This is a genomic window from Mesorhizobium sp. NFR06, assembly GCF_900115245.1.
In the GTDB taxonomy this organism is placed as follows: Bacteria; Pseudomonadota; Alphaproteobacteria; order Rhizobiales; family Rhizobiaceae; genus Mesorhizobium.
This window is the reverse complement of record NZ_FOVT01000029.1, coordinates 17,622-34,795: the sequence shown is the minus strand read 5'-3', so window position 1 is coordinate 34,795 and position 17,174 is coordinate 17,622. Positions and strand designations below refer to the sequence as shown.

Genomic DNA, 17,174 nt, shown 5'->3' with positions numbered 1-17,174 from the left:
AAGATGGTGACCCCGGCCAGCGGGGTGTCGTCGCCCGACAGGCCGTCGCCGGTGATGTCGGTGTATTTGTGGCCAGAGATCGAGAACAGCTTGAAATTAACAAAATCCTGGTTGGTCAGGTCCTGGCCAGCGGTCAGGCTGTTCTGGTTGATCTGTACCGGGCTCAAATGCGTCCAGCCCGCTTTGTCCTCTTCCTTGATAATGTAGTCGCCAGGCGCCAGGGCGGTGAACTGGTAGGCGCCAGTGCCGTCGGTGGTCGTCTGCGCCACCTGCTCGCCGGCATCGGCGACGTTGTCGTGGTTGGCGTCGTTGTAGAGCGTGATCGTCCAGCCGCTCACGCCGGTCTCGTCGCCGGTCGTCGCCAGGCTGCCGTCGGCGTCCACATATTTGTGGCCCGAGATCGAGCCGAGCTGCGTGTTGATGAAGTCCTGGTTGGTCAGGTTCTGGCCGGAGGTGAGACTGTTCTGGTCGATCTGTACCGGGCTCAGATGCGTCCAGCCCGCCTGGTCCTGTTCGTTGATCAGGTAGTCGCCGGGCAGCAGTCCGGTGAACTGGTAGAGGCCGTTGGCGTCGGTGGTCGTCTGCGCCACCTGCTCGCCGGCATCGGCGGTGTTGTTGTGGTTGGCGTCATTGTAGAGCGTGATCGTCCAGCCTTGCACCGGGGTGCGGTCACCGGTCGTCGCCAGGCTGCCATCGGCGTCGAGATATTTGTGGCCCGTGATCGAGCCCAGCTGGAAATTGCCGAAGTCGTTGTTGTGGCTGTCCTGGCCGGCCACCACGGTCACGGTGTACTCGCCCTGCGCGTTGTTCGGCGCATCCTGCGACCATCCTGCCTGCTGCACCTCGCGGATCGTGTAGGTGCCGGGCGTGACCGTGAATTTGTAATATCCGTTTGCATCGGTGAGCGTAAACGGCTCGCCCGAGTCAAACTGGTTGTTGTTGTTTACATCCAGATAGATCTTCCAGCCGGCGAGAGCCGGCTCCCCGGCCTCCCAGACGTGGTCGGCGTTCAGGTCGTTGAACTTGTGGCCATCGATTACCTGGCCGATCTGGCGATTCCACTCCTCGAAGCCGGACTCGGCCGTCCAAGTGCTCTGCGCCGTTTCCGTGGAACCCTGATATGTGCCGCTCTGGTAGCCCATCGCGGAATAGAGATAGATAAAGGGCTTGCTCGGATCGAAATTGGCGACCGGAACCAGGAACGACATATCGGTGGTGTTACCGCTGCCCGGCTGGAGCTGGCCGTTCAGCCCGATGAACTTGTCGCCACCCGCATCCAGATTGTAGATCAGCGAAGCGTTGTCGGCGACCGGGAAGGCGCCGGTGCCCTGATCCGGATTTGCTCCGGGTGCGTAATTGCTCAAATTGCCGGCACTGGCCTGCCAGATCTGGATCGCATCCAGGGAAAGGTTTTGGGAGGTGGCAGTGTTGGACTCGTTGATGTCGAGATCAAACCGATAATAACCGACACCATTGACGTATTGAATCGGAATGTCGGCAATGTTCAACGAATGAACATACTGACTGCCGCCTTTGGCCGTATTATCGAGGATGAATGCATTGGCGTCGGTGTTGTATCCCTGCTCGGTCGTGTTGTTGCCTGCCGACTGAATCCGGACAAAGGGATCAAGCAGGCCCGTTCCGGCACCGGTGACGACATCGGAGGACGAAAAGATGGCATTGTTGATCGTTACGGTGTTTGCAAAGGTCAGATCGTAGGTCGGCGCATTCACGGCATCCGTGAAATTCACCGTCGCGACCCGGCCGCTCGCCGGGTCCGTGGCCGTGAGGGTGAAGGCTTGGTTCGCCGCGTCGTTGTTGACGTACCATGAGGTCTTGATCGTGCCGTTGACGACTCCATCCAGATCGCCTGCGCCGCCGTCGGTGACGGTCCAGGGCGTGCCGGTGCCGGTGAGATCATAGGCGAGCACATCATCCGCGGTGCCGAGGATCCCGTCGGCGCCGGCGCTGAGGTGGGCGACCTCGAACGTGAACGTGCCACCATCCGAGACATTGGTGGTCGTGATCCCGACCGTCTCGCCGGGCGCGTAGTCCGCATCCGCCTGGTCGAGCGAAATTGAAGGCGACGCAACGGGGTCGGTGCTTGCGGTTGCGGTGGTATCTGTCGTCGCGAGCAGGTCGGTCGTCAGATTGTCCGTAATGTCGCTGGAAGCCATGACATTCCCCTTAACGTTGAACGCGGTTGCTTTTCCTGTCTGCTGTTTTCACTTCCCGCTCGAGGCGGACTTACTGTCTGAACGCCCGAGTGATCTGGTCCTGTAAAGGCTTCACAAGGTAGGAGATCACCGAGCGGTCCTCGGTCTTGATGAAGGATTCCACCGGCATGCCCGGCACCAGCTTGACCTCGCCCAGGCGCGCGACCTGAGCGGCGGTCGTCTTGATGCGCACGGTGTAGTAGTTGGCGCCGGTGCGCTGATCGGTGGTGATATCAGGCGAGGTCCGCTCAACCACGCCGTCGATCTGCGGCGTCGTGCGCGTGTTGAACGCCGAAAACCGCAGCGAGGCCGACTGGCCAACCCATAGCTTGTCGATGTCGCTGGGCGCGATCCTGGCTTCCACGGCCAGGCTGTCATTGTCCGGCACGACCTGCATGATCGTCTGGCCGGGCGTGACCACGCCACCGATCGTATAGGCGAGCGACTGCTGCACGATGCCATCCTGCGGGGCGCGAATGTCGACACGCTTCAGCTGATCCTCGGCGGCGACCTTGCGCTCCAGCAGCTCACCCATCTTGCCGTCGATGTCGCGCAGGTCGCTGTTCACCTCGGTACTATGGTCGAGGTCGATCTGGATGATCTGCAGCTTGGTCTCTGCGATCTTGCCTTGCGCTTGCGCCTCCGCGGCTATGAGCTGGCCACGCTCACCATCGAGGCGCGTGGCCTCGCGCTCGGTCGAGGTCAGGCGATCGATAGAGATGAGCTTCTTGGCCCAGAGCGTCCGCACCGAGGCGAGCTCCTTTTTCACCAGCTCGATCTCCTTGCTCTTGGCATCGGCCTGTGCGACGTCGCCGGAGATCTCCTTCTCAAGCTGGGCAATGCGCTCCCCGAGCTGGCTCTTCTGGCCGGCGCGGGACGTGCGCCGGGTCTCAAAGTGCTGCTTTTCGCCGGCCACCGCCTCGGCGACGTCGGGATCGGCGACGCGCTCCAAAAGCTCACCCGGAAAGACGATGGAGTCGCTCCCCTGGCGCTCCGCATCGAGCCGAGCTTTGCGCGCCGTGAGCTGGTCCAGCGCCTTGCTCACCACCGCAAGATTGGCGGCCGGAACGGTACGGTCGAGGCGCAGCAGAAAGTCGCCAGCCTTCACCCTGTCGCCATCGCGGGCATCGATCTCGGCAATGATGCCGCCGGTCGCATGCTGGACGTTCTTGACGTGGGAATCGACCACGATCGTGCCGGGCGCGATAACCGCGCCGGCGATCTCGGTGACCGATGCCCAACCGCCGACGCCACCGGCAAGCAGGAGCACGGCTCCGAGCCCTAGCCGTGTGTAGAAACGGATCGACGCATGGGAGTTGCCCGGCGCGGCCATATCAGTTCCCTCCCCCGGTGCGGGTGGCGGCAGCTACGGGAGATCTGTCCGCGGTCGTGCGCGGCGGCGGGTTGGTTGACGGGACAGGCCGCAGCATCGGGAACATCTTGGCGAAAACCTCGTCCTTCGGTCCGAATTCGTGCATCCGCCCCTGGTTCATCGCCATGATGAAATCGACGGCGGTCAGCACGTTCGGGCGATGGGCGACGATCACCACCACGCCGCCGCGCTCGCGAACGCCGAGCATCGCGCGGATCAACGCTTGCTCGCCGTCCATGTCGAGATTGGAATTCGGCTCGTCGAGCACCACGAGGAACGGATCGCGATAGAGTGCGCGGGCCAAAGCGATGCGCTGACGCTGCCCGGCCGAAAGCGCTTCGCCATGCTCGCCGATCTCGGTCTCGTAGCCCTGGCGGAAGCTGACGATCAGGTCATGCGCGCCGGCGGCCTTGGCCGCGGCGATGATGGCGTCGGCGTCGACGTCCGGATCGAAGCGGGAGATGTTTTCGGCGACGGTGCCGGCAAACAGCTCCACGTCCTGCGGCAGGTAGCCGATATGGCGGCCGCGCTCTTGCGACGACCATTGGTCGAGATCGGCGCCATCGAGCTTGACGCGGCCGCTGACGGGCTGCCAGGCCCCGACGAGAGCCCGCACAAGGGTGGACTTTCCCGAGCCGCTCGGTCCGATGATGCCGAGCCCATGACCGGCTTCCATGGCGAAGCTGGCGTCCTGGACCAGCAGCCGCTGCACCCCCGGAGCCGCGATGGCGGCATTCTGCATCATCACGCTGGCGCTCGGCGCCGGCAGCTGCATCGGTTCGGTCTCGGCAGGCATGGCCGCCAGCACCCTGGTCAACCGTTGCCAGCCCTGGCGCGCGCTCGCGAAACCTTTCCAGTTGGCGATCGCCAGATCGACGGGCGCCAGCGCGCGGCCGCTGAGGATGGAAGCGGCGATGATGACGCCCGCCGTCGCCTGCTCTTCGATGACCAACCAGGCGCCGATGCCGAGCATGGAGGACTGCAGCAGCATGCGCAGCACTTTCGACACCGCGCCGAAGCTGCCGGCGACGTCGCTGACCTTGCGCTGGTCGGCAATGAATTCGAGGTTGGCATCTGCCCAGCGCGACGCCAGCCCGCCAGCCATGCCCATGGCGGCAACGACTTCCGCATTACGAGTGCCGGCCGTGATCAGCCCGCCCCGCCGGTTCCCGCTCAAGGTGGCGGCCGATACCGGTTGTCGCGTCAGCCGCTCGGCAAGCAGGGTCAGCACGACCAGCACGATCGCCCCGAGCAGCGCCGTCACGCCAAGCACCCAGTGGAACATGAAGATGATGACAAGGTAGATGGGCATCCATGGCAGGTCGAAAAGCGCCGTCGGACCCATGCCGGACAGGAAGCCGCGCACGCTGTCGAGATCGCGCATCGGCTGCAGGCTGTCGCCTTCGCGCCCTGCCCTCAGCGGCAGTCTCAGCATCGAGGTATAGACGCGATGACCGAGCGCCTCGTCGAGGGCACCACCGATCCGCACCAGAACACGCGCACGCACGAAGTCGAGAAAGCCCTGCCCGCAATAGAGGATGAGGAGCAATATCGAAATGCCGACGAGCGTCGGCAGGCTGCGGCTTGGCAGCACGCGGTCATAGACCTCGAGCATGTAGAGCGAGCCTGCAAGCATCAGCACGTTGAGCATGCCGCTGAACAGCCCGACCGCGAGGAAGGCCGACCGGCAGCTGGCAAGTGCGGTGGCGAGCTCGGAGCGAGCCGCGCCTGCCCGCCGCCGCCCGGCCGGCCTGACCGGCGGCTTGCGGGGCGCATTGCCGACGGCATCTCGCGCCGCAAGGCCGCGGGCCCGGAACATGGCCAGGCAACCGAAACCCGCCATGGCCGCCGCGACGAGCATCGAGCCTGTCGAGGCATGCCGGCTGAAGCCGAAGAGAAAAAACATGGCGACGCATGCGACGAGGGTCAGGCCGAACAGCCTCACCTTCGCCTTCGCCGAGCCAAGGGTTGTGCCGATCAACCGAAGCGACGCGTTACTGAACCCCACGGTCACGAACCCGCCTTTCACATCCCCGACGCATCAGCTGCCGCCATGGGCGGATGGCCGCGCAAGTTGGCCATACGCCCATGCCGAAAGCGTTCGGCGCCCATTCCGCGGGAGAACAACGATCAGAGTGCCATGTGTCCAGGCGCAACCGAACATCCCGGCCGTGAACGGCCAGCCCAAAGGCGGTTCACAGACAGGCGGCGACGCATTGGTTGATGACTACGGCGGCTAGACAAGCCGCCCTGTTTAGCTCCCACCCGAAGTAGCGCTTTAACTCGTTGTTGCCGGTCGGGAGATTATTTGCGCTACCTTATATTAGGACATTATTAACTCTACCGGAGCGTGCGTCAACGGGCAATTCAATGAAGAGTTTGTGACAAGCCGCAAATCCAAGCGCGCGCGCGGCCAGCCGGCATAAAGAATACTTCACGCTATTCTTAGGTCCATCCTTGCGGGAGACTTATGCGCCGATCCATTCAGACTTCGGTTGTCGGACCTCGGTCGCCCTATCATGCGCCTGAAGAATGCAGTCCGGGGCAGGCTCAGACCACCTTCTTCCTGCCCCGCCCGCCGCCATGCTCGGCCACCGCCTTCTCGACGGCGCGCTTCAGTTCGTCCTTGATCCCGACCGTCTCGGCCAGCAGCGCCTCGATCTTGAGGAAATCGAGAACGCGGTATTTGGAGACTTTCGGGCGGATCAGGATATCAGGCCCGGACTGCTGCAGCTTGTTGGCGATGATCGACTGCATCATCAGCTGCGAGGCGCCATACATCAGGTCGATCGTGGTCGGATGCTTGCGCTCGGCGTCGCTCGGCGCGCCGACCACGTCGATTGCGATGACGATGTCGGCATCCTTTTCGAGGAGATCGAATGGGACGGGATTGTAGATGCCGCCGTCGATCAGCAGACAGTCATTGCGCAGCACCGGGCGGAACACCGCCGGAATGGCGGCAGACGCCGCGAGCGCCGAATGCAATTCACCCTCGGCGAACACCGCGAGCTTGTGGCCGAAATAGTCGGTCGCCGTCACCTTGAGCGGGATCTTCAGCTCTTCGAAAGTGGCCGGGATATTCTCAGGCAGGAAAGCCTTGAGGATGCGCTCGATATTGAATTGACCGACGCGTATGCCGCCCTGCATGGCTTCGGCGATGGTGCCCGGCCGCGAGCGCCACATGCGCGCAGCCATCTCGGCACGGCTGCCGAGGATCGAACGGGAGTAGTCGTGGATCTGCGCTCCGGACATGCCGGCGGCCATGCCGGCGCCCATGATGGCGCCGATCGAGGAGCCGGCGATCGCTACCGGCCTGATGCCCAGTTCGTCGAGAGCCTCGATGATATGGATATGCGCCAGACCACGGGCGCCACCGCCGCCAAAGGCCACCCCGAAGGTCGGGCTCATCCCTTGCCGCTCCCCACCTGCACCAGTGGCGGTCCGATGACCATCACGGCGGGATCGGCAGACAAAAGCTTCTTCGCCGCCGCCTTGACCTCGGCCAGCGTCACCGCGTTGATCAGAGCCCCGCGGCGCTTAATATAGTCGATGCCGAGATTGTCGATCTGCAGCTCGACCAGCGTCGCGGCAATGGAACTGGAGGAATCCAGATTGTTGATGGCGTATGCGCCGATCATGTATTTCTTGGTCGCCGCGAGCTCTTCCTCGGTGGGGCCGTTCTCAGCCATATCCTTCACCACCTGGCGCACGATCGAGAGCGTCTCGGCAGCGCGGTCGGAGCGCGTCGCCGTCGTGACGAGCAGCGAATGGGAGTGCTCGTTGTCGACGAGGTCGGAACTGACGCCATAGGCAAGGCCGCGTTTCTCGCGCACCTCCGCGAACAGCCGTGACGTGAAGGTCGAGCCGCCGAGGATTTCGTTCATCAAGACGGCGGCAAAGAAGTCCGGATCGGTGCGCTTCACGCCCGGCCAGGCGAGCTGCAACGAGGTTTGCGGCAGGTCGTAATTCACGTCGAGCTGCTGTGCGAGCTTGGGCGTGACATCCGCCACCGGGGCCAATGTCTGCTTTTCAGGCAAGTTCCCGAATACCTCGTCCAACTTGTCGCCCAGCGTCGCGGCATCGATGTCGCCGACCACCGCCACATGCAGGCCGTCGCGGGCGAAATTGGCCTTGTGGAACGCCTTGACGTCCTCGGCGGTGATGGTGGTCAGGCTGCCCTTCGTTCCCTGTTCGGAGCGCGAATAGGGATGCTCGCCATAAATGGCGCGCCGCCAGCGCTGCTGCGCCACCGTGTTCGGATCGCGCTCGTTGGCGAGGATGCCGGAAAGCACCTGGGCCCGGATGCGGTCGATCGGCGCCTGGTCGAAACGCGGCTGGTTGACGGCAAGCTTCAGCAGGTCGAAAGCCTCGTTCTTCTCCTCCGACAGCATGCGCATCGAGCCATAGGTACCGTCTCGCGCGGCCTGGAAGCTCATCTCGGCGCCGGCATCGTCGAGCTTCTGCTGGAAAGCGTCGCTGTCGAGGTCACCGGCGCCCTCGTCGAACAGGCCGGTCATCAAATTGACCAGGCCTTCCTTGCCGGCCGGGTCCTGCGCGCTGCCGCCATCGAAGACGAAGCGGACGGCAATCAGCGGGATCGAGTGGTCCTCCACCAGCCAGGCGGTGATGCCCTTCTTCGACTTCACCTCCTGGATGTTCATCTCCGCGCGGGCCGCCAGCGCCGGCAGGAGCAGGAAGAACAGGGCGAAGCAAAGGGTGGCAACGGCGCGATAGAGCTTCCCTTCCTCGTCTGGAGAAGCGCTCATGCCGCTAAGAACCATGCTCATCGTCAATTCCCCGCCTGCTGCTGCGGCAAGAGATAGCCGGTGGTCGAGCGATCCAGCACCAGGTAGCGGGCGGCAACCGCCTTGACCTCGCCGGCGGTGACCTTGCGGATGCGATCCGGCCATTCCTGGACGTCCTTGACATTGCCGCCGGTGGCCAGTGTCGAGCCATACATGTTGGCCATGTCATCCTGCTTGTCGCGGGCAAAGATCATCGAGCGCACATAGCGGGTCTTGGCCCGTTCCAGCTCGTCGTCGCTCACGCCGTCCTTGACGATGCGGGCGATCTCGGCATCGACCGCCGCCTCGACATCGACAAGCTTGGCGTCGCCGCGCGGCGCGCCATAGACGGTAAAGTTGGTGGCATCGAGCATGGTGCCCTGGAAGTAGGCGGCCGCGTCGGAGGCGATGCCCTGCTTGACGACGAGTTGCTGATACAGCCGGCTGCGGTTGCCGCCGCCGAGGATCTCGGCCAGCAGATCCAGCGCCTCGGCTTCGCCGGGCTTGGCCGTGTGATAGGACGGCACCACCCATTGCGTAGAAAAGCTCGGCACCGAGACGCGCGCATCGGTGAGCGTCACCGTGCGCTTGGTGTTCTGCTCCGGCTCGACCGGGCGGATGCGCGGGCGCAGATCGGGGCCGCGCGCGACCTTGCCGTAGGTGCGCTCGGCCATCGCCTTGACGGCACCGGGATCGACATCGCCCGCGACCACCAGCACAGCATTGTTGGGCCGGTAGTAATTGTCATAGAAGGCCTTGGCGTCCGGACGGTTCAGCTGCTCCATTTCCTGCATCCAGCCGATCACCGGGATGCGGTAGGGCTGGTTTTGCCAGAGCGTGGCGTCGACCTCTTCGTCGAGCACCGCCTGCGGATTGCTGTCGATGCGCGAGCGGCGCTCCTCCAGGATCACGTCGCGCTCGGTCTTGATGACGTCGTCGGTCAGGATGAGGTTGCGCATACGATCGGCCTCGAACCCCATCATCTGCTCGAGCGCGGAAGGCGGCACCGTCTCATGGAAGGCGGTGTAGTCGTAGGACGTGAAAGCATTGTTGGAGCCGCCGATTTCGGCCACCGCCGCGTCGAACTCGCCCGCGGCATGGGTGGTCGTGGCCTTGAACATCAGATGCTCGAAGAAATGGGCGATTCCGGATTTGCCGGGGGGCTCGTCGGCGCTGCCGATCTTGTACCAGACCATATGCGTGACAATGGGGGCTCGGTGATCCGGAATGACCACCACTTCCATGCCGTTGTCGAGCAGGAAATCCTTGACCTCGCCATCGTCCGCCGCGCGGGCCGGCGCCGCCGCGAGCGTCAGGGTGCAGACAAGCAGCCCCGCTCGCAGCCCAATCCGAGTTGATGTCATCGAGTTCTCCGGTCCCGGTTGCGCGACGATAGGCAAGGTTCGCAGGCGAGGCAAAGTGAATTGTTCGGCATTTTCGAGGCGTGGCTAGGGCATGATGCCGAAAACTGTGACGCGGTCTTCCGACGACATCATGCTCTATCGCCTTGATTTGGAGCCGGATTCAGATTTCAGGCCGAATCGACCTGGAATCATCCGGCTCCAGGCAATCTAGTTGGCCTCGATGAAGCGGATGACGGTTTCGCCGTAGTTGCGTTCATCGATGACGGAAAAACCGACGCCCGGTTCGAACGGCGCCGAGGCTGCCTCCTCGACGACGCAGAGCGCGCCGGGCAGCAGCCAGCCGCCAGCTCTGGCCGAGCGCAGCGATCGCTCGCCGAGCCCTTTGCCATAGGGCGGATCGGCAAAGATCAGGCCGAAGGGCGCGATCGTGCCGGCCTCGCCGAGACTGGTGGCGTCGCGGCGGAATATCTTGGTGCGGCCGGTGAGCCCGTAAGCCTCGACATTTTCGCGGATCAAGCCGCGCCCTTCGGTCGATTCCTCGATGAAGACGCAGTAGGAAGCGCCGCGCGACAACGCCTCCAGCCCAAGCGCGCCGGTGCCGGCGAAGAGATCGAGCACGCGGCCGCCTTCCAGCTTTTCGGCATAGCGATGCGCCAGTACGTTGAACACCGCCTCGCGTGCGCGGTCGGTGGTCGGGCGGATGGCATTGCTTCTTGGCGTCGCCAGCGGACGCCCGCGGAATTCACCGCCGACGATCCGCATTGCCGCCCCTCTTCGGACCGCGCGGCCTGTTGCCGCCATCGCCTTCGGGGCGCTCGCCGCGGGGCTTGCCGAATGGTTTTGCGCCCGGTTTGTCCTTGCCGCCCGGCTTGTAGGATGCCTTGCGAGCCTTCGCCTCGGCGGCCCTGGCGGCATCGGCTTCCGCCCTGCCCTTGCCGATCGGCCTGGCGCCCGGCGCCATCCAGACATTGGCCTTGCGCTGGCCCGGCGGCTCGATCGGCCGCTGCTCGCGCTCGGATTTCTTGCCGCCAAAACGCGGCTTGTCGCCAAATCCGCCACGCGGCTTGTCGCCGAAACCGCCGCGGTCGGGCTTCGCGCCGCGTTCGCCAAATGCCCTTTCCGGTTTTGTAGAGAGCTTGCTCAGCGCCTCGTCGCGGCTGCCTTCACGGCGCTTGCGCGCCTTGATGAGGCCTCCCTCGCCGATCGGCCGGTGGTCGCCATCGCGCGTAAATTTCGGCCGGTCGGCCTCTTCGCGACGCAGCCTGTCGCCGCGCACCGGTTTGTTGGAGAACGGTTTTTGGATCTCGGCATCGAAATTGGCGCCGGATTCCTCGATCAACCGCTCGCCGAGTTGTTCGCGCAAGACCCGGCCCTTGATCTCCAGCACATGGCCCTCGGGAAGATCCTCGAGCTGGAACGGTCCGTAGGAGATGCGGATCAGCCGCGTCACGTCGAGGCCAAGCGCGCCGAGGATATTCTTCACCTCGCGATTCTTGCCTTCGCGGAGCCCAATGGTTAGCCAGGCATTGCTGCCCTGCTCGCGATCCAGCGAGGCCTCGATCGAGCCGTAGAAGACGCCGTCGACGGCGATGCCTTCGCGCAGGCCGGCAAGCGCGCTCTCCTCGACCTTGCCGTGGACGCGCACGCGGTAGCGCCGCAGCCAGCCGGTGGCCGGCAGTTCGAGCACGCGCGACAGCCCGCCGTCATTGGTCAGCAGAAGCAGGCCCTCGGTGTTGATGTCGAGCCGGCCGATCGTCATCAGCCGCGGCAGATCGGACGGGAGCACGTCGAAGACAGTCTTGCGGCCTTCCGGATCGCGGTTGGTGGTGACGACGCCCGCCGGTTTGTGGAACAGGAAGAGGCGCGTGCGCTCGATCGGCGGGATCTCGGTGCCGTCGAGATGGATGACGTCGGAGGCGCTGACGTTGAAGGCTGGCGAGTCCAGCACCTTGCCGTTGACCTTGACGCGGCCGGCCGCGATCAGTTCCTCGGCGTCCCGGCGCGAGGCGATGCCGGCGCGGGCGAGCCGCTTGGCGATGCGTTCCCCGGTCTCAGGCGCGGCTTCCGAGGGACGCGGTCGCGGCTTGAAGCCGCCTTCCGGTTTTCCCGCTGCGCTGCGTGGACGATCGCTGAAGTCTCGGTTCGGCCGCGCTGCGAATTGCGAGCCTTCGCGCTTCGGCCGATCGGCGAAATCGCGTTTGGGACGATCGCCGAAATCACGCTTGGGCCGGTCGAAGCGCCGTTCGCCGCGGTCACCCTCGGCGGCCGCCGGCCCGTCACGGCGCGGCGTGTAAGGCTTGCGGCCTTCGCGGTTGTCGAAAGGCTTGCCATCGCGCGGTCCTTTGCGGAACGGCCGCTCGCCGCGATCGGCGCCCTCGCCGGCTTCGCGCGGGCCCATTTCACGTGGCTTGTAGCTGCGTTTGAAATCGCGGGCCGGGCGCTCCCCGTCCGCGGCCATCGGCCGGTCGCCGCGCGGCGTGTATGGCTTGCGGCCTTCGCGTTTCTCGAAGGGCTTGCCGTCGGGGCGCGGCCCTTTGTGGAATGGACGTTCGCTGCGATCGGCGGCCGCGCCGGCCTCGCGCGGCTTGTAGCTGCGCGTGAAGTCGCGTGCCGGGCGCTCGCCGTCCGCGGCCATCGGCCGGTCGCGCTTCACAAACGGTTTGCCGGCGCCGAAGCCCGGCTTGCCGCCCTTGCCGGGGGCCGCGTCGCGGCCCCGCGGGCCGGCCGATTTAGCGCCGCCCTTGCCCGCGCCCTTGCGCGGAAATTTCTTGTCGTTGTCGTCCATTACCTTGGCTCTTGTTAAGCTGCTACAACGCGGCGCGCCCTTGCGGACGCCCAACGCAGGCAGGGTCATCTTGATTTTTGCGCATATGCCGGCGCGGCAAAAACCGATTCCGGTTTTCAGGCTCCCGCGCTAGATAACAGGATCACCGCCGGGTGGCGAGGAGTAATCGGAATGGAAATCGCGTGAAACGACCGGATTTCATGGCCTTGGCGCTCGAAGAGGCCGAAGCGGCCGCCGACCGCGGCGAAGTTCCGGTCGGCGCGGTGATCGCCAATGGCAGCACGGTCGTAGCCAAGGCCGGCAACCGAACGCGCGAACTTGCCGACCCAACCGCACATGCCGAGATGCTGGCGATCCGCGGAGCCTGCCAAAGACTCGCGAGCGAACGGCTCACGGGCCTCGACCTCTATGTCACGCTGGAGCCCTGCGCCATGTGTGCCGGCGCGATCTCGTTCGCCAGGCTGCGGCGACTCTATTTCGGCGCCGCCGATGAAAAAGGCGGCGCGGTGGTCAACGGCGTGCGCTTTTTCGCGTCGCCGACCTGCCACCACACGCCCGACATCTATCCGGGCATCGGCGAAAGCGGCGCGTCGCTTATCCTGAAAGATTTTTTCCGCGAAAGGCGCGAAAGTTAGAACTGCCGCCCGTCAGACGTATCGGAAGCTCTACAGCCCCAACCAGTCGAACCAGCCGCCCTTCTTGCCTTCCGCCTGCGCCTTGAGACGACGCTCCTTCTTGAACTCGTCCTCGCCGAGTTCGTTCTGCGGCGCGGCATCGGAGGGCTGGCGATAGGCAAGCGGCGGCTCGCTCAGATATTTGCGCACGGTCGGGTCGCCCTGCTTCTGCTCGGCCAGACGGCGCTGAATTTCGGCGGCACGCTGAGGATTGGAATCTTCCGGGGTCCACCGCGGCGGGTGGCTCGAGCCCGAATCGGCCATCGCTTTCTTTACCGTCGCGGGATCGGACTGCACGTCGTCGACGGCTTCCGGCTGGTAGTTCGGATCGTTCTGATGCGCGGTGGCATCGGCGCGGATGCGGGCGCGGCGCGCCTCGGGCGATTCGGGCCAGTCGGCGCTCGCCGTCTCGATGCTCTGCTGCGGCGGCGGCAGGTTTTGCTTTTGTCCCGGCGCCGGCTTCACCAGTTCGGGACGCGGCTTGTAGTCGATCGGATCGCGACGCTTCGGCGTGATCGCGGCGGCGCCGGAAACGTCATCGAAGAGTTGCGCGGCGGCCGTCTTGTCGGTTCCGTAGGTGGGCGAGCTCATGCAGCCGGACAAGGCGATGGCCGATACCACAAGCGGCGCCACCAGCGCGGCGCGCGCAAACGTTCTTCCGGTCATGCCAAACAGTCCCACTCTAACAGCCTTTCGGTCGCCACCGGCCAGGGGCACGGTCCCCTTCTTCCCCGCATTTGCGATGGAAATCCGGCGACAATTTGTCTGCCGGAGTTTGGCGTGTTTACCTCAACCACTTGTTAAGGGCAACGCACGGGCGGTTACGAGGCCGCCCGGCGTGATGGTTTTGCACCTTATTTGATCCATGCAAGTCGTCGTCCCAAAACCGCTGCGCACTTTTGGGCGACATGCCCCTAGAGACGCCCGAGCGACTTCAGTTCATGCAGCACGGCAGCATCGCGGGCCGAGACATCCGGAAATTCCGGATCCTGACCGACATCGGCCGTATAGCGCCAGGAACGCGCGCATTTGACCAGGCCACGATCCTCGGCCTTCTCCACTACCACCGCCACCCCTTTGACGTCGTCGAGCGTGAAGGCGCCTTCCGGCGCCTTGCCGTGCTTGACGACGAGGTCGCTGGTGATGGCTATCTCGGCCATGTCGACATCGGCGATCGCCGCTTCCAGCGCCGCATCGTCGATGGCGACCACCGGCACGGCTTCCAGCGAAGACCCGATCAGTTTTTCGGCACGCGCGATCTCCAGCGCGCCGGTGACGACGCGGCGCACCTGCCTCACCTTGCGCCATTTCTCGGCCAGCGCCTCGTTGCGCCAGTTCCGCGGGATCGCCGGGAACTGGTCGAGATGCACCGAGGCGGCTTGCGGGTGGCGGTCCAGCCAGGCCTCTTCGGTGGTGAAGGGCAGCATCGGGGCCAGCCATTTCACCAGGCATTCGAACAGGTGGCGAACCACCTGCACGGCAGCCCTGCGGCGCAGGCTCGACGGCCCGTCGCAGTAAAGCGCGTCCTTGCGGATGTCGAAATAGAAGGCCGAAAGCTCCACCACCATGAAGTCGAGCAGCGCGCGGGTGATGCGCTTGAACTCGAAGGCGTCGTAGCCCTGGCGAACCAGTTCGTCGAGCTCGGACAGCCGGTGCAGCATCAGCCGCTCCAGCTCCGGCATCGTGTCGACCGGCACATCCTTGCCGTCGTCATGGGCGAGCGTGCCCAGCATCCAGCGGATGGTGTTGCGGAGCTTGCGATAGGCGTCGATATTGGTCTGCAGCACGTTCTTGCCGAGCCGCTGGTCTTCCCAATAATCGGTCGTCACCACCCAGAGCCGCAGGATATCGGCGCCCGACTGTTTGATGACGTCCTGCGGCACGACGGTGTTGCCGAGCGACTTCGACATCTTGCGGCCTTCCTCGTCCATGGTGAAACCATGGGTGATCACCGCCTCGTAAGGCGCCCTGCCCCTGGTGCCGCAGCTTTCGAGCAGCGAGGAATGGAACCAGCCGCGATGCTGGTCCGAGCCTTCGAGATAGACGTCGGCCGGCCATTTGAGGTCGGGACGGTCTTCAAGCGTGAAGACGTGCGTCGAGCCGGAATCGAACCAGACGTCGAGGATGTCCATCACTTGGCGCCACTTCGAGGCGTCGTGATTGCCGAGGAAGCGTTCCTTGGCGCCTTCGGCGAACCAGGCGTCGGCGCCTTCCTTTTCGAAGGCGTCCATGATGCGCTGGTTGACGGCCTCGTCCTTCAGCACATTGCCGTCCTCGTCGGCGAACACGGCGATCGGCACGCCCCAGGCGCGCTGGCGCGACAGCACCCAGTCGGGACGCTCCTCGATCATGGCGCGGATGCGGTTCTGGCCGGCAGCGGGCACGAAGCGGGTGTCGTCGATCGCTTTCAGCGCGCGGCTGCGCAGGGTCGTGCCGTCGCCGAGGTCCTTGTCCATATAGACGAACCATTGCGGCGTGTTGCGGAAGATGATCGGCTTCTTCGAGCGCCACGAATGCGGGTAGCTGTGCTTCAGCCGGCCGCGCGCGAACAGCGCATTGCGCTTGATGAGCTCCTCGATCACCGCCTGGTTGGCATTGCCCTTCTTGCCGTTGTCGTCGATGATGCGCGCCGGCCCACCCTCGCGGTCCGGGCCAAAGCCCGGCGCGTCCTTGGTGAAGAACCCGGCATCGTCGACCGTGAACGGGATTACGGTGTCGATGCCGCGCTCCCTGAGCTCCGCGACCGCATCCGTCCAGGCGTCGAAATCCTCGCGGCCGTGGCCTGGCGCAGTGTGGACGAAGCCGGTGCCGGCATCGTCGGTGACATGCTCGCCCGCGACCATCGGCACCGGGAATTCATAGCCGCCGCCGAGTCCCTTGAAAGGATGCGAAAGTGTAAGGCTTCCAAGCTGTTCGGCCGAGACGCTGTGAAGCCGGTTCAAGGTGACCTTGGCCTTGGCGGCGCATTCCTCGGCCAGCGCGTCGGCAAAGATCAGCTTCTCGCCGGGCTGCGGTCCGAAGGCGTTCTCGGCCGCCGTCACCTCAAAGAGGCCATAGGTGATGCGCGGCGAATAGCTGACGGCGCGGTTGCCGGGGATGGTCCAGGGCGTGGTCGTCCAGATGACGACATGCGCCTCGACCAGATCGAGCGCGGTCCCGTCCAGCGCGGGCGCGGTGTCGGCGACCGGCTGAGCCAGGCTCGCGACCGGAAACTTCACCCAGATCGTGTCGCTCTCGTAATCCTGGTATTCGACCTCGGCCTCGGCGAGCGCGGTGCGCTCGACGACGCTCCACATCACCGGCTTCGAGCCGCGATAGAGTTGGCCGGACATGGCGAATTTCAACAGCTCGCCGGCGATGCGTGACTCGGCATGGTAAGCCATGGTCGTATAGGGATTGTCGAAATCGCCGATGACGCCGAGCCGCTGGAACTCGTCGCCCTGCACCTTGATCCAATGCTGGGCGAAGTCGCGGCATTCCCTGCGGAACTCGTTGACCGGCACCTCGTCCTTGTTCTTGCCCTTGGCGCGGTACTGCTCCTCGATCTTCCATTCGATAGGCAGGCCGTGGCAGTCCCAGCCCGGCACGTAGTTGGCGTCGTAGCCGCGCATCTGGAAGGAACGGTTGATGACGTCCTTGAGGATCTTGTTCAGCGCATGGCCGATATGGATGTTGCCGTTGGCGTAGGGCGGGCCGTCATGCAGCACGAATTTCTCGCGCCCCGCGGCCTCCTCGCGCAGCTTCCTGTACAGGTTCATGTCCTGCCAGCGCTTGACCAGGCCAGGTTCCTTCTCGGGCAGGCCCGCCCGCATCGGGAAATCCGTCTGCGGCAAGTAAAGGGTGCTTGAATAGTCGATCGTTTCAACAGTGTCGGTCATTGATCTGCCATCTGCGTAGCCCGTCGGCACAAAAGCCCGGGCGTTGAAGTCTTTGCCCGCCGGATATCGTTTTTCCCAAAAACCGGAGCCACTTTCGGGCG

General features: G+C 64.5%; 11 protein-coding genes. 1 reads left to right on the top strand and 10 read right to left on the bottom strand.

Annotation, left to right across the window (positions count from 1 at the left end; translation table 11 throughout):
* From F3H96_RS29390 to F3H96_RS29355, 8 genes are all read right to left on the bottom strand, one after another.
* Positions 1-2,177 (bottom strand): SdrD B-like domain-containing protein (locus tag F3H96_RS29390; RefSeq protein ID WP_210248190.1); only part of this gene is annotated, 2,177 nt, incomplete at its 3' end.
* A 70-nt stretch (positions 2,178-2,247) separates the two neighbouring features.
* A complete protein-coding gene (locus tag F3H96_RS29385; RefSeq protein WP_149805139.1) occupies positions 2,248-3,549 on the bottom strand; it encodes an HlyD family type I secretion periplasmic adaptor subunit in 1,302 nt (433 codons plus the stop codon).
* Position 3,550: 1 nt separating this feature from the next.
* Positions 3,551-5,569, bottom strand: a complete 2,019-nt coding sequence (locus tag F3H96_RS29380) for a type I secretion system permease/ATPase (RefSeq protein WP_280177801.1) — start codon at positions 5,567-5,569, stop codon at positions 3,551-3,553.
* Positions 5,570-6,138: 569 nt separating this feature from the next.
* Positions 6,139-6,996, bottom strand: coding sequence for a patatin-like phospholipase family protein (locus F3H96_RS29375; RefSeq protein WP_149805138.1), 858 nt, complete (start codon positions 6,994-6,996; stop codon positions 6,139-6,141).
* Positions 6,993-8,375, bottom strand: a complete 1,383-nt coding sequence (locus F3H96_RS29370) for a pitrilysin family protein (protein WP_244620211.1) — start codon at positions 8,373-8,375, stop codon at positions 6,993-6,995. Before F3H96_RS29370 ends, F3H96_RS29375 begins: the two co-directional genes overlap by 4 nt.
* A gap of 2 nt (positions 8,376-8,377) precedes the next feature.
* Entirely contained in the window at positions 8,378-9,736 is a 1,359-nt protein-coding gene (locus F3H96_RS29365) for a pitrilysin family protein (protein ID WP_149805137.1), read from the bottom strand.
* Between the two features lie 207 nt (positions 9,737-9,943).
* A complete protein-coding gene (gene rsmD / locus F3H96_RS29360; protein ID WP_149805136.1) occupies positions 9,944-10,498 on the bottom strand; it encodes a 16S rRNA (guanine(966)-N(2))-methyltransferase RsmD in 555 nt (184 codons plus the stop codon).
* Positions 10,479-12,521: a pseudouridine synthase gene (locus F3H96_RS29355; RefSeq protein ID WP_149805135.1), complete on the bottom strand. Its 2,043-nt coding sequence runs from the start codon at positions 12,519-12,521 to the stop codon at positions 10,479-10,481. Before F3H96_RS29355 ends, rsmD begins: the two co-directional genes overlap by 20 nt.
* 182 nt (positions 12,522-12,703) lie before the next feature.
* On the opposite strand from F3H96_RS29355, the gene F3H96_RS29350 reads away from it, so the two are divergent.
* Positions 12,704-13,156 carry a nucleoside deaminase gene (locus F3H96_RS29350; protein WP_149805134.1) on the top strand — a complete coding sequence of 151 codons (453 nt, stop codon included), beginning with the start codon at positions 12,704-12,706 and terminating at the stop codon, positions 13,154-13,156.
* A 30-nt stretch (positions 13,157-13,186) separates the two neighbouring features.
* Here F3H96_RS29350 and F3H96_RS29345 read toward each other — a convergent pair whose 3' ends face one another.
* The gene (locus tag F3H96_RS29345) at positions 13,187-13,861 is read right to left on the bottom strand and encodes a hypothetical protein (RefSeq protein WP_149805133.1); all 675 of its coding nucleotides are present in this window, start codon (positions 13,859-13,861) and stop codon (positions 13,187-13,189) included.
* 248 nt (positions 13,862-14,109) lie between these two features.
* The gene (gene ileS / locus F3H96_RS29340; RefSeq protein WP_149805132.1) at positions 14,110-17,073 is read right to left on the bottom strand and encodes an isoleucine--tRNA ligase; all 2,964 of its coding nucleotides are present in this window, start codon (positions 17,071-17,073) and stop codon (positions 14,110-14,112) included.
* Positions 17,074-17,174: the final 101 nt, after the last annotated feature.